Consider the following 14,769-nt stretch of genomic DNA (forward strand, 5'->3'; position numbering starts at 1 on the left):
AGGAAATTATTTGTTTACTTGGTCTATCACCTGATATTTATGGTCATTTGGTCGATAATTCCTCTTAGTCAAATCCTATTACGCGAACGGTGAGATAGTATGTCGTCTTTACCAAAAAACTCCTCTTTTCTCTGTGTTCTCTGCGCCTCTGTAGTTCAATAAATAACTTTTAAACCGCAGAGACACAGAGAACGCAGAGAGGAAAGCAGACACCTAAAAATTGGCACTTAAACCCAAACGAAAAGTAAATCCAGGGCTATAAATGCGATTAACTCGCTCATATTGCTCACCGAGTAGATTTTCTAAGTAAAATGTCAATCCTAAATTGCTAGTTAAAGGTACACGTCCGCTCAAATCTAAATTTACAAAAGACGGTGCAAAATCTGTAGCCTTGTCAGTAGAGTTAGCAAAGATGGATCTACGAGCGCCACTATTGTAGGTAACATACAAGTTAGCCTGCCATCCTGCTTTTTCATAACCTAAGCCAGTTTGAAGTACAGAGTAGGGAATCAAGCCTAACTGTAAACCGCTCTCTGAGCCTGTTTTTATTTGAGCATCTGTATAAGTGTAGTTAAGGAAAGTTGACCAGCCACCCGCAATTCTTAATTGCAACGCTGCTTCTAAACCATTGGTATCTACTAATCCAATGTTTTCCCATCTGCCGGCGATGACTCCCAAGCGATCGCCTATACTACTACCAAAGTAAGTAAACTGTCCAATTAGATTTTGAGAAAAATTAACATCTACTCCCGCACTCCAAGTAGAACCAGTTTCTGGTCTTAAATCAGAGTTTGGTTCCCAACCATGAACTGTATCATAAACATACAACTGATCTAACCCAGGATTGCGTTGTGCGCCTGCCCAACTTCCACGTACTGCTACTACTGGTGTGACGGCATAACGTAATCCAACACTAGGGTTGAGATAATTTCCAAACTGGCTGTCAAAAGTTTGCCTTAACCCTAAATCTATCAGAAAGTTATCGCTAATATTCCAAGTATCGACAGCAAATAAAGCTGTATTGAACAAACTCCTATCTTCAGTTCCGTTATTGACAATCCTACTAGGATTTGTACTCAAAACATCACCTGTTAAATCGGTGTTTTTCAAATCTAATCCCCAGCGTAATTTATTATTGGAAGTAATTTTCCACTCATGATCTACTCTGGCTGTAAGTTGTTGCGTATCTAAAGTTCCTGTGCGGTAAAATGCTCCTGTAGGGCCATAAGTGTTGAAATAGTCTTGGTTATAACCAATTGAGGTTGTCAAATTAGAACTTTCGCCATTACCTAGTCGAGTTTTCCAAGATAAGCCAACATTTAAACCATCGTGATCTAATCTATCTTTTTGGAGAGGGAAACCGAAATAAATTAAGCCGCGACGACTGCTGAGTGCAGTAACATCTAAACTCAAGGAATTTTTTTTATCTAAATCTAGCCCAATGCTACCAAAGTAGGTACTTGTAGCTGTATCTGCATTTGATAAAAACCCTTGACTATCACGATTTGCTGCACCTACAGGAACGCGGTAACGGTTATCTGTAAAGAATCTTTCAAAGCTAAAGTTATATTTGACATTATTGGATGAACCACCATAAGTTAGCTGTTGATTATTTAAACTCAATGAGCCAAATTCTGCACTAGCATTCAATTTAGGTTTGCCATAACCTTCCTTGGTGATGATATTCACAACTCCCCCAAAGGCTGAGGAACCAAACAAAGCGGAGGCTGTCCCGCTATATAATTCCACTCGTTCAATAGCCTCTACAGGAATGCTATTTAAGTCAGTTCCACCATGATAAGTATTGACATTATTGTTAATTGGTCTGCCATTAATCAAAAATACAGATTGATTAATTGAGGCTCCCCGGTAGTATGTACCTGTGTGAGTATCTGCACCGTGACCGACATCGTTGATGGCAAAACCAGGCATTCTTTTCAAAATATCGGCTAAACTGGTAGCGCCCTGCTTTTGAATTTCTTCTTTATCAATTACGTAAGTTGGTGTAGATTGGGGTAAGTTATCTGGTTCTGCGATCGTTTCTATGTAAATATCTGCATCATCGTTCGGAGTTTGCTCTGTTTCTGGATTAACTTTACTCGGTGCAGATTGTTGAGTTAATAATTCGGCATTAGTAGCAGGTAGCTCGATTTCACTCAAACTCGGAATATCTGAAATGATTTCGGTTGATTTATGAGTATTTCTATCCTTAATTTCACTCTCAGCAGCAAAGCTAGGAAACGCTATCAGTAAACTTGGTAAAGCAACTGTTAGCAACAAAAAATTCTTTTTCACGTTCTCTTTCACACCAAGTAAAAACAGTTACCACGTAATATTCTTGCTGTAATAGTAAAATCGTGTCAAAAGACATGCGGTCATATTTCTACAGTTTGATAATTTGTTAGTTAATTCACTGACTATGCGTTCAAATTTATAGCTACCACATTTAAATAGAACTTACGCATTGACAGGAAATACTAAATATGAACTGCTTGAAAAACGCCAACAGCCACCTAAATCGCCGTCTAATAAAGAAAGATTTTAAGGGAGCATCCCAATTTTGCAAGTTTACCAAGATGATAAATAGACTGTCATTGTGAGTGAAGCGGAGCGGAATGTTCGCGGAGCGTCTCGTAGAGAAGCGATCGCTTGGCTCCATTTCATTAGGATCGCAATGACAGGTTATCATTTTAAAGTCTTACTCTCTCTGTTCGCTTTACTGAAGCAGAGAGCAGTTTTCTTTCTGCTTGTTGCCGTCTGCCTCAATTTTTCAGACTTAAGGAATAGAGATTTATATTACTACTGATAGAGTAAATAATATTATTTATCAGTTAGGCTTGAATGTTGGTGCTTTAGAATGAATTATTAGTAACTCTAAACTTTAACTAATTATTCAAAATAATCAACCTTGATTAATTACCAAAAACCTAACTATTTAAAATTGACTTATGTATGTAGCAGTATGGCCAGGGAATGTATATCCTTTAGGTGCAACTTGGGATGGCAAAGGGACGAATTTCGCTTTATTTTCGGAAAATGCAACTGGGGTAGAGCTTTGTTTATTTGATAACGATGACGAAGAGGTTCGCGTACCTTTAACAGAAAAAAACAATTTTGTTTGGCATGGTTACTTACCAGGAGTCAGCCCAGGTCAAAAGTATGGGTTTAGAGTGCATGGGATGTGGGCACCAGAAGCAGGTCATCGATTTAATCCAAATAAACTATTAATTGACCCCTACGCTAAAGCAATTGATGGTGAGTTTAGTAATGATCCATCTGTCTTTGGTTATTCTGTAGATGCTGAGGAAAAAGACTTAGTTTTTTCTGAACTAGATGATGGCAAAATAATGCCTAAGTGTGTTGTAGTTGATGAATCTTTTGATTGGGAAGATGATAAACCGCTTGGTACACCTTGGCATACAACTATTATTTATGAAACCCATGTCAAAGGTTTTACAAAGCTACATCCAGCTATTCCAGAAGAGTTGCGTGGTACTTATGCAGGGTTAGCACATCCAGCGGCAATTCAACATTTACTGCAATTAGGAATTACAGCAGTTGAATTGATGCCAGTACATCACTTTCTATCTCATCCAGGACATTTAGAAGGAAAAGGATTAAGCAATTACTGGGGCTACGATTCCATCAATTATTTTGCCCCTTATTCTAGTTACAGTGCTAGTGGGACTGCGGGTCAACAAGTCACCGAATTCAAGCAAATGGTCAAGGCACTACATTTTGCAGGAATTGAAGTGATTTTAGATGTCGTCTACAACCATACTGGTGAAGGAAATCATTTCGGGCCAACGCTATCTTTGCGAGGTATTGATAATTCTGTCTATTACCGTTTGGTAAAGGACGATCCTCGCTATTACGTGGACTTTACAGGCTGTGGTAACTCTCTGAATGTGCGTCATGCTCAAGTTCTGAAGTTAATTATGGATAGCCTGCGCTATTGGGTAATAGAAATGCATGTAGATGGCTTCCGTTTTGATTTAGCTTCAGCATTAGCACGGGAATTATATGAGGTAGATAACCTATCAGCTTTCTTTGACATTATTCATCAAGACCCAATATTAGCAGACGTGAAGCTAATTGCTGAACCTTGGGACTTAGGAGAAGGCGGCTATCAAGTCGGGAACTTTCCACTGCGTTGGTCTGAGTGGAATGGTAGATATAGGGATACAGTAAGAGATTTTTGGCGTAGTGTAGATGATAGTTTAGGACAATTTGCTTACTGTTTTACAGGTAGCCCTGACCTATATCAAACAAACGGGCGCAACCCAAATGCAAGTATTAATTTCATAACTGCTCATGATGGTTTCACGTTAAATGATTTGGTCAGCTACAACGAAAAGCATAACCACGCAAACGGGGAAGATAATAGAGATGGTGAAAGCCATAATAGATCCTGGAATTGTGGTGTAGAAGGCGAAACCGACGATCCAGAAGTAATGCGTTTGCGCGAACGGCAACGACGAAATTTTTTAGCAACTCTAATGCTATCTCAAGGTGTACCAATGCTATTAGAGGGAGATGAAATTGGCTGTAGTCAAAAGGGAAATAATAATGTCTACTGTCAAGATAATGAGATTTCCTGGCGGCATTGGGATTTGCACAAAGCAAACGCAGATTTACTAGACTTTACACGTGAACTAATTGCTTTTCGCCATCAACATCCAGTATTCCGCCGACGTAAGTGGTTTCATGGTCGTCCCATCCACGGTTTAGGCATTAATGATATTGCTTGGTTTAATGCTGATGGTAGTGAAATGACTGAGAAGCAATGGCTAGTTAGTTATGCCAAAGTAATGGAGATTTTTTTGAATGGGCAGGGAATTCTTACTCCAGGAGATCGTGGTGAGCGGATTATTGATGAAAGTTTTCTGCTATTTTTTAACGCTCACTACGAGTTAATTGAGTTTGCTTTACCCAATGACTTTAAAGATCAGGTATGGGAGATAGTGATTGACACTAATGAACCTCGCTTTTTAGATCGAGGAAAACTAGTTTCAGGTTCTCAAAGTGTACCAGTTACAGATCGCTCTCTGATGCTGTTACGCCTTATTAGTTAGAGGATATTTGAAAAGTCATGATTGATGTATCAAATATTTTTTACCCCACCCTAACCCTCTCCTTGTAAAGGGGAGGGAACCCGGATTTTTCTTGTTTCCCCTCTTGTAAAGGGGGGTAATAAGTTTCAAGGTAGCGATGCCTGCGGCGGTAAACTACGCATTATCTCACCAAATTTTCCCGAATTAAATTTAACCGCCGAACAGGTTTTTCAAGCTGGTGGACACCCTGTATAGCTTTTAGAGTCTTATAAAAGAGCGATTTCAGTTACAGACGAAATTTGTTGTCGTAAATTCTTCAGCAAATCGAGAGTTTTTTCGTAGGCTACTCTCTTTCCTTGATTGTCAAAGTACTTAGATGCTTTTTGTAAATCAGACATTGCATCTAAATGATATCCTAAACGATAACGAGCTATTCCCCGATTAACGTAAGCCTGGGCATTACTTGGGTTGAGTTTGAGAACTTGAGAAAAATCACGCACTGCACCAAAGTCATCTCTATTTCGCCCGCAAGCGCAACCCCGGTTAAAATAAGCTCGATAATCGTTAGCGTTGAGACGAATTGCTAGATTAAAGTCGAGCATTGCTGCTTGGGTATCTTGCAAGAGAAAATGCGCCAAACCTCGGTCATTGTAGATATCTGCAAGCAGTAAGCTAGTGATTTGGGGAATTTGAGTTAAAGCTAAATTAAAGTCAAAAATTGCCTCCGAGTCTTTCCCATCTCCAGCACGGGCTAATGCTCGGTTGTAGTAAGCTCGAAAATCGGATGGTTTAAGTACAACGGCTCGATTATAATCAACAATGGCATTGAGATAATCCCCTTCTCTGTAAAGTGCCAAACCCCGGTTCAGATAAGCCTCAAAGTTATCCGGTGCAAAATTGATTGCTTGGGTACAATCTGCGATCGCTTGATGGTAATCTTGTAATTGGAGATGAGCAAGACAGCGATCGCTATAAGCTACAGCAAAATCTTTCTCAACTTCAATTGCCTGATTGAAATTCTCTATTGCTTCTTGGTAATTACCACCCCGCATTTTATCTACACCCAATTCCAAGAAATCACTCGCTGTAATTTGAGTAATAGAAAGGGGCGCTGAATGTGCGGATAGAGTCAAAAAAGTCAGATAAAAAACAATAATTACACTGACAAATAATCGCCATAAATTACCCATAGTACCAAATTAGGATAGGTAGTATTTTTTGATATTCTTGGAACAGTTTTTTTGTCAAGACTCTTAATCCCAAACTGCTATAAGCATCCTATTTGACAATTTCGGCAACTCTAAAATTTGCGGGACAAAAAGCCCCGCAAATTGTTAATTTTTGAAGTTAGATTTTAATCTACTACTTCCAGCCCTTATCTGCTTGTTCAAGCACATAAGCAGTTACATTTTCAATCTGTTCAGCTTTCAAACGTTTGCCGAAGGCAGGCATAGCAGCTTTACCTTTTGTAACCTGAGCAATAATCGCCTCTGCTGAGTACATATCATACTTTTCCAAATCTGCCTTCTTCAGGCTTTTGGCAGCATTAACTAGATTCTTACCTCCCGCGTGACAAGAAGCACAATTAGCACTAAATACTTTAGCTCCACTAACAGCATCTCCTGCCAAAGCTGGACTGCTGAAGGCAAAGGTGAAGATTGCTATGCCTAACAGCATGACTGTAATCAATTTTTTCATTTCGTGTTCTCTCTGCAATAACAGCTTATTCGGTGCAATATCCTTCATAATTGTCAGTTGACCTGCTGCTATAGTCAAACGACAAGCTGTCAAACTTCCCTTGAAAGTTTTTGAATTTTTTTGTTTTTAGATACAGAGTCATATCTAGCGACAAACTGCTTTTGATTTACGCTGATAATGAAAATGCAAATTTATATAAATATTTATATAAATTTAATATTTTATAGCCGGAAAATGATAAGCGTTTAGGGATTAAATATTCAAAATATTCATCTTTTATACTTCATCCTTTGTTTTTTATTTAACAGTTCCTAACTGAGTAAGCGTGTCTTCTGTAAGACGACAAATTCGCCAATCATCTAATATAGATGCTCCCATACTACGGTAGAATGCTTTAGCTGGTTCGTTCCAATCCAACACGCTCCACTCTAACCGCCCACAGTCACGTTCTACAGCTATCTGGGCTACTTTAGTAATTAGAGCCTTACCAATACCTTGCCTACGATATTCTGGTAAGACAAATAAGTCTTCCAAGTAAATTCCTGGCTTAGTCAAAAATGTTGAATAATTATGAAAAAATAGGGCAAAACCCACAGCTTTACCAGCAGATTCTGCTAAAATCGCTTCTATATATTTGTGCGAACCAAATAAATGCTCCTTAAGTGCCAAAGCATCGCCAGTGACAGCATGAGATAATTTCTCATACTCAGCAAGCCCCTGAATTAATTTAAACAGTGCGCTGTTATCAGTTGGTTCAGCAAAACGCACAATCAAATTGCTACACGAAACCATTAGTCTATAGTCCATAGTTTATAGTCTATAGTTTATAGGCAACTGGGCAATTTTTTTGAGTCCTTAAGCCTAAAAAAGGTACATAATGCCCGTTTTATCTAGATGTTGATAGATGAAGCTCAAGGAATATACAGATACAATCTCTCTAAATTAGTTAGGAATGTGGATTTAATAAAGAGCAAGTTTTGCACTTTATTTGATCCATATTCGTTAGTGGAACTAGTTAAGTTTGGTATTGCATCTCTATCTTCGTAAATATAACTAAATTAACCAGCCTTTTAAGCGTTTGGCTATGTGAGGACGGCGTAATTTCCGCATCGCTTTGCTTTGAATTTGACGCACTCGCTCACGCGAAAGATTGAACATATTGCCAACTTCTTCTAAGGTACAGGGTTCGCTGGTTGTCAAACCATAGCGCAGAGAAATCACATCTTTCTCGCGTGGAGTTAACACATCCCCTAAAACTTCCCAAATCTCCTGACGCATCATGTTTTCATTCATTTTTGCTTCTGGAGACAGGTTATCTTCATCTTCTAGCAAATCCATCAATTCCGTGTCTTCTTCTTTACCGACACGGTGATTGAGAGAAAGTGCTTGACGGCGTAGTTGTTGTAGCTGGCGTAGTTGTTGGACGCTAATTTCTAAAGATTCTGCCATTTCACCTTCGGTAGGATTACGACAGAGTTTTTGTTTGAGTTCTCGTTGAGCTTTTTTCAGCTTGTTAAGTTTTTCAACAATATGAATAGGTAGCCGAATTGTCCGCGCATCGTTAGCTATAGCCCTGGTAATCGCTTGTCTAATCCACCAATAGGCGTAAGTAGAAAACTTGTATCCCTTATCAGGATCAAACTTTTCTGTAGCGCGATTTAAACCCATTGCTCCTTCCTGAATTAAATCCAGAAAAGGCACTCCCCGATTTAGATATCTTTTGGCAATAGAAACTACTAATCTCAAGTTAGAGCGAATCATTTTGCGTTTCGCTACTCTACCTTGATACAACCGACTTTCTAGTTGCTTTTCGGTCATTTCTAGCTCGGAAGCTACTTCTAGTTTGGTAGGTTCATGTCCCAGTTTTAAGTTTAAAGTCGCTTGTAATTCCCTGATTTCTTCTAGAAATCTAACTCGCCGCGCTAACTCCACCTCTTCATCAGCTTTTAGAAGTGGATAACGCGCCATTTCTTTAAAAAATGCGCCAACTGCATCATCATGCTCAGTTTTATTGTATCCCGAAGGACGGGCCGCAGCCATATCATCCCCGTCGCGTTCATCTGATTCCAGATTTTCTACTACAATTGGAGGTTCTTGATCTGCCACTGCATCTAAAATATCGAATGATGGTTCTTCAATATCAGCAGCATTGTCCAGTATTTCCATTGTTCCCAACTCAACAATATTCATAGTTTCCTTTAGGGATTGTTGTTTTGTTTGGTACATAATTTAGTTTCAGCTACTCGTTTGAGGCTTGGTAGTTTTCCCTAATGGACGAATGCACCCGTTTATATAGCTAAATAGAAACTTCTGCTAATTTCTATTCAAGAATAAAAATCTGTATTTACTTACAACCTACAGGTTACAGTTAGATACGACCGATAACGAAACTCACCTCAGCACCCAACAAAACTTTCTTCTCAGGCTTCCAACAGATTATATTCTTCATTTTTTTCTTAATTAGCGAATATGTCAAACCCCCCTCAAACTTTCTCAACCTGAACAAGCATAAAAACCTCAGCTAACCATCCAATTTTCTTAAACTTTTATATATTTTTCTAAGTATATATATTTTTTGTTTAGGTATTGGAACTCACTGGATAAATTCACAACCTGTGATGTAGTTATGAATTACCATTTTCAAGTTACCCAAATGATACAAATTACAATAATTGCAGCTTAATTTCGCTATGATCTTACTTGTATAAAAGCATCTCATATACAGAAAGGGTTGAATATCTATCGATAGGCGGAAAAAGGCTACTCCCTATTTAGTAGATAGAGCAACTGTTTTAGCAAGTGCCGACATGCTTTTATTTGTATAGTGGGTACCAAATATTTATTGCATGTATAGTTGATACGAATTTGTCTAGTAGATTACATAAGAGGAAACTTATCAAGTATTATGAATGATAACAGTATTGAAAAATACTATTTAAATTTAAGAAAGCAAAAAATTAGAGTTTGTTTAGGTAGGTTGATTTTGGCCCGCTAGATGAGGAAACAATTTAACTATCAAGTCAGCAACTATGTATATTAACGGCATAAATTTATCTCCTTTAGTGGTGGCTCAAGCTAGTGAATCATACCAATCAAGTACAACTCTTAATAGGTGGGTTGAAGTACTGGTAGACTGTCCAGGAAGTACAGGATTATTTACTTATCGATTGCCAGCACAGTTAGAAATTAAACCAGGGGATATTTTGAGCGTGCCATTTGGCGCACAACAATTAGGAGCGATCGCAATTCGGTTACTGGCACAACCAAATATCGATTTAGCACCAGAAAAAATCCGAGAAGTAGAAGATATAGTCAGCGTTGGATTTTTCCCAAGTGCTTATTGGGAATTACTCAATCGAGTTGCTGCATATTACTATACACCTTTGATTCAAGTAATCCGGGTTGCTCTCCCACCAGGGTTACTGGGGCGATCGCAACGACGTATCCGCCTGGTTAGAGGAGGAGGGGCAGGGGGGAGTAGTTATTTACTGGGATCTTCTAATCCTTCAGCTTTTTTGACTCCAACCGCGCGGCAAGTTTGGGAACTTTTGCAAGGGCAGCCTGCGGGGGATTACAGTTTCGCTTACCTCCAACAAAAAGTCAAATCTGCCTATCGGGGAATTCGAGAGTTGCTGCGATTCGGTTTAGTAGAAAGCTACTTGGAACCGCCACGTCTGACTCGACCAAAGCTGCAAAAAGCAGTCACGCTCACAGGTACAATTGATAGCGAATTAACTACTCGCCAAAGAGAGATTTTGGAAGTGCTGCGGCGGTATAATGGCGAGTTGTGGCAAAATGAATTACTGCAAATTTGTAATGCTAGTTCCTCTATCCTCAAAACCTTGGGACAAAAGGGTTACATCGTCATTGAAGAACGGGAAGTATTGCGAACCGAACAGGGGCCAGTATTAGCTCAAGATCAACCAAAGTCTTTAACTTCTGCCCAAGCTAGCGCCTTAGCGACAATCCAGACACTAGATGGATTTGCTGAAGTTTTATTGCATGGGGTGACAGGTTCAGGAAAAACCGAAGTATATTTGCAAGCGATCGCACCTCTGATCAATCAAGGCAAATCCGCCCTCGTTTTAGTCCCAGAAATTGGACTTACACCCCAGTTAACCGATCGTTTTCGCGCCCGTTTTGGCAATAAAGTCAGCGTTTATCACAGCGCCCTCTCCGACGGCGAACGTTACGACACTTGGCGGCAAATGCTTACAGGAGAACCCCAAGTTGTCATTGGTACGCGCAGCGCCGTTTTCGCCCCTTTGCCCAACTTGGGTTTAATTATTCTAGATGAAGAACACGACAGCAGCTTTAAGCAAGACTCACCCATACCCACCTACCACGCCCGCACCGTTGCCCAATGGCGGGCAGAATTAGAAAATTGCCCCTTAGTGTTAGGTTCAGCTACCCCTTCATTGGAGAGTTGGGTAAGCGTCGGAACCTCACCCCCTAGCCCCCTCTCCGCAAGCAGAGAGGGGGGACAAGAAAGAAATCTTAATTCATCACTCCTAAATCAGAAGTCAGGAGGCAGAAGTTATTACTTAAGTTTGCCCGAACGTGTCAACTCACGCCCTTTACCGCCCGTGGAAATCGTCGATATGCGGCAAGAGTTGCAGCAGGGAAATCGTTCTATATTTAGTAGATCGCTGCAAGAAGCTTTGCAACAGTTGCAAGAGAGAAAACAACAGGGAATTTTATTTATTCATCGCCGGGGACACAGTACCTTTGTATCTTGCCGCAGTTGTGGATATGTGTTGGAATGTCCATACTGTGATGTTTCACTGGCGTATCACCATACCGAAGAGAAAGCGCCGGAATTATTGCGCTGTCATTATTGTAATTATGCGCGATCGCATCCCAAATTCTGCCCCGATTGTAGTTCCCCTTACCTGAAATTTTTCGGTAGCGGGACTCAGCGAGTCACGCAAGAATTAGCCCGACAGTTCCCAGAGTTGCGCTTGATTCGTTTTGATAGCGATACCACTCGTAACAAAGGCTCACACCGGACTCTACTAACCCAATTTGCTAATGGCGAAGCGGATTTATTAGTGGGTACGCAAATGCTCACCAAAGGTTTGGATTTACCACAGGTGACACTTGTGGGCGTTGTCGCTGCCGATGGATTGCTAAATTTATCAGATTATCGCGCCAGTGAACGGGCATTTCAAACCTTGACTCAAGTCGCCGGACGTGCTGGTAGAGGCGACGATCCGGGGAGGGTGATTGTACAAACTTACACTACAGAACATCAGGTAATTGCAGCAGTGCGATCGCACGATTATCACACTTTCTCCCAAGCAGAGTTAGAACAACGCCAAGCCCTCAATTATCCCCCTTATGGGCGGTTAATTTTGTTGCGCTTAAGTAGTCTCGATCCCATTCAAGTGCAAAATACCGCGCAAATCATCGCCACAGCCTTGAGTAGAGAAGAAGAATTCGAGATACTAGGCCCAGCACCAGCGAGTATTTTACGAGTAGCTAATCGTTATCGCTGGCAGATATTGATTAAATTTGCCCCCGATGCATTGCCACAATTACCAGATTGGGAAGAAGTGCGATCGCTTTGTCCTTCCTCTGTTAGCTTGACAATCGATGTAGACCCACTAAATATTATGTAAAAATTAGGCAAGTTTGAATCGTTCACTCTAGTTAATCAACAATTCTGGTGCTACCAATCCTTTTTGGATAGCTAAGACTGCGGCTTGAGTGCGATCGCGGACTTCTAGTTTCTGTAAAATAGCATGGACGTGAACCCGCACTGTACCAGGGGCAATGTAAAGAATTTCAGCAATTTCTTGATTGCTTTTGCCAGTTGCTACAAGTGCCAAAATTTCCTGCTCCCGCTTCGTTAAGGGATTTTCTATGGTTCCCTCAGTTTTTGCAGATAGCGCAATATTAGAACTACCCTCAAAAGCTGCTCTAATCTCTGTTGTTGCCGTTTGATCCCACCAAGAAGCCCCGGCTGCAACCGATCGCACTGCCAATATTAGAGACTCAGCAGGAATACCTTTCAGACAGTAACCTTGCGCCCCAGCACCAATTAACCGTGAAATCAGAGGTTTTTCAGAACGAGACGTTAAAACGAGAACTGGTAAATTTGGGTGCTTCTGCTTGATTTGGCGACAAGCTTCAATCCCACCAATACCGGGTAAACCTATATCCATCAAGACCAAATCTAAGGGATAGCGATTTGCTAATTCTACAGCTTGTTCTCCATCTTCTGCTTCTGCGACAATCTCCAAAGTAGTTTCTTGCTGCAACCGCATCCGCAGACCAAGCCGAAACAATTCATCGTCTTCAACCAGTAGGATTTTTGTCATTTTTATTGGTCATTGGGCATTGGGTATTGGGCATTGGGCAAGAAGGAATTCTCCCCCTGCTCCCTGCCCCCCACTCTCATCTCCCCGGTGGTGGACAAGCTGGGAGGCGAAAACCAAACAGTGCGCCTCGTGGTGAGCGATTCTCTGCCCAAATTGTACCCCCATGAGCAGCGATAATTTGCCTGGTTAAATAAAGTCCTAGTCCAGATCCTGAGACGTGGCGATCGCTATGTCCTTGATAAAACCTTTCAAATAAGTGGGGTAACTCTTCTTCGGTAAAGCCGGAACCAGTATCGAGTATTTTTACCACTTGATCGCTAGAATAACCTTCAAGTACTACTTCTACTTTACCCCCACGGGGGGTATGGTTAATACCATTACTCAGGAGATTGGTGAAGACTCGCCCCAGTTGCAAAGGATCGCCATCTACCCAGAGAAAGCTCCGAAAATCTGATTCGCCATAGTGCAGAGAAATATAAACTTGTCGTGTTCTTGCTAGTTCAGTCAGGGTAGCTATTACTTCCTCCGCTACAGTTGCCAAGTTAACCGGTGATATCTGTAATTTCAACCCTTCGGCATCATTGCGGTATACATCTAACAGGGTTTGGACTAATTGCAGTGTACTCCGATGACTACGAGCCATTGTTTGGAGGACTTTTGCTTGCATTGGCGTGATTTCACCAAATTGCTCGTTTTGAAAATATTTCAGCGTTTCAATTGCTCCTAATAGAGGTGTTTTCAAATCATGCGTTAGGGTAGATACAAAATCTTCACGCATGATAGCTAGTTGTTCTTGGGAGCGTAATTGTGCTTGAGTATAAGCGATCGCTTCTTCATTGCGGTGGTTGCGATCGCTTAACCAACCCGTTACCATCAAAGCCAATACTGCAATCAACCTATTTGCCACCGTTGGGGTATTAATCATTTCTCCCCCTGGGATAAACAAATTTAACAATGTTAATCCTGTGGCTACCAGAGTGATCCCCAATACTGCTTGCCGATTCAATCGAGAATCTGCTACCAAAATCGTCCCTGTGTAGAGGTAACCAAATACGTACTCAGGTGGTGTCAAATATTCTAAGCCTATGACGATTGCAAAGGCGATCGCTATTAGTCCATAAGTTTCCCGACGCTCATTTATAGCTTTTTTAATAGCCACTAATCGGCTTAATACCATACCAAAAAATCGTTATCCTACTATCTTTACAACTATTTAATTCAGCGATTATGATTTATCTGCAATCTATATCTGCAAATATTAACTTGAGCATTAACCCGAAATTATAATTGTTGAGATGTAAAAACGGAGACTCACTACTGAGAATTGGTAACTTAGTAGTTGTCCATAAGGGGCAGAGTATCTAACACAACCTTCCTATACTGTAATCCCTTTAATAAAATCCTCTTAAATATTTATATTCTTTGAACGTAGCAAACTTCGAGAATGTATTGTATAAACAAATAGTACTAAATAGCGAGATAGATGAATTAAAAGTAAAGATTAAATATTTTTAACAAAAAGTTTAATAAGTATCTGGAAAATAGTAATTACTGAAAATAGTAAATCCAGATTAACAAATGGCGGTGACATAGGAATACTATTTGATTGTTGCGAAGTTAGGTACAACTTGAAGAGTCTTCTTTGCTGTTGCCTATTGCCTCTTACCTGCCTATAGCACTTTGTGCATTAAGCA

General features: G+C 40.4%; 9 protein-coding genes and 1 pseudogene. 3 read left to right on the forward strand and 7 right to left on the reverse strand.

Going from position 1 to position 14,769, the window contains the following annotated elements; all coding sequences use genetic code 11:
* Window positions 1-213: 213 nt before the first annotated feature.
* Window positions 214-2,295: a TonB-dependent receptor plug domain-containing protein gene (locus tag V7K38_RS10110; RefSeq protein ID WP_334857454.1), complete on the reverse strand. Its 2,082-nt coding sequence runs from the start codon at window positions 2,293-2,295 to the stop codon at window positions 214-216.
* A gap of 653 nt (window positions 2,296-2,948) precedes the next feature.
* Between V7K38_RS10110 and glgX the strand changes: the two genes are divergently transcribed.
* Together glgX and V7K38_RS29640 are read left to right on the forward strand one after the other, a co-directional pair.
* The gene (glgX, locus tag V7K38_RS10115) at window positions 2,949-5,075 is read left to right on the forward strand and encodes a glycogen debranching protein GlgX (RefSeq protein WP_334857455.1); all 2,127 of its coding nucleotides are present in this window, start codon (window positions 2,949-2,951) and stop codon (window positions 5,073-5,075) included.
* Window positions 5,076-5,192: 117 nt separating this feature from the next.
* Window positions 5,193-5,309, forward strand: a pseudogene (locus tag V7K38_RS29640) (Uma2 family endonuclease); the annotation flags it as partial.
* A gap of 11 nt (window positions 5,310-5,320) precedes the next feature.
* Here V7K38_RS29640 and V7K38_RS10120 read toward each other — a convergent pair.
* From V7K38_RS10120 to V7K38_RS10135, 4 genes are all read right to left on the reverse strand, one after another.
* Window positions 5,321-6,244, reverse strand: coding sequence for a tetratricopeptide repeat protein (locus tag V7K38_RS10120; protein WP_334857456.1), 924 nt, complete (start codon window positions 6,242-6,244; stop codon window positions 5,321-5,323).
* A gap of 172 nt (window positions 6,245-6,416) precedes the next feature.
* Window positions 6,417-6,752, reverse strand: a complete 336-nt coding sequence (gene petJ / locus V7K38_RS10125) for a cytochrome c6 PetJ (protein WP_334857579.1) — start codon at window positions 6,750-6,752, stop codon at window positions 6,417-6,419.
* Window positions 6,753-7,049: 297 nt separating this feature from the next.
* Window positions 7,050-7,544, reverse strand: a complete 495-nt coding sequence (locus V7K38_RS10130; protein ID WP_334857457.1) for a GNAT family N-acetyltransferase — start codon at window positions 7,542-7,544, stop codon at window positions 7,050-7,052.
* Between the two features lie 261 nt (window positions 7,545-7,805).
* Window positions 7,806-8,978: an RpoD/SigA family RNA polymerase sigma factor gene (locus tag V7K38_RS10135; protein WP_334857459.1), complete on the reverse strand. Its 1,173-nt coding sequence runs from the start codon at window positions 8,976-8,978 to the stop codon at window positions 7,806-7,808.
* 803 nt (window positions 8,979-9,781) lie between these two features.
* Between V7K38_RS10135 and priA the strand changes: the two genes are divergently transcribed.
* A complete protein-coding gene (gene priA, locus V7K38_RS10140) occupies window positions 9,782-12,373 on the forward strand; it encodes a primosomal protein N' (protein WP_334857460.1) in 2,592 nt (863 codons plus the stop codon).
* A 27-nt stretch (window positions 12,374-12,400) separates the two neighbouring features.
* Here priA and V7K38_RS10145 read toward each other — a convergent pair whose 3' ends face one another.
* A complete protein-coding gene (locus tag V7K38_RS10145; protein WP_334857461.1) occupies window positions 12,401-13,075 on the reverse strand; it encodes a response regulator transcription factor in 675 nt (224 codons plus the stop codon).
* A 76-nt stretch (window positions 13,076-13,151) separates the two neighbouring features.
* Complete coding sequence (locus V7K38_RS10150; RefSeq protein WP_334857462.1) at window positions 13,152-14,252, reverse strand: sensor histidine kinase; 1,101 nt, start codon at window positions 14,250-14,252, stop codon at window positions 13,152-13,154.
* Between the last annotated feature and the right edge of the window lie 517 nt (window positions 14,253-14,769).

Origin of the sequence: Nostoc sp. (assembly GCF_036917465.1) — a bacterium.
Lineage (GTDB): Bacteria > Cyanobacteriota > Cyanobacteriia > Cyanobacteriales > Nostocaceae > Nostoc.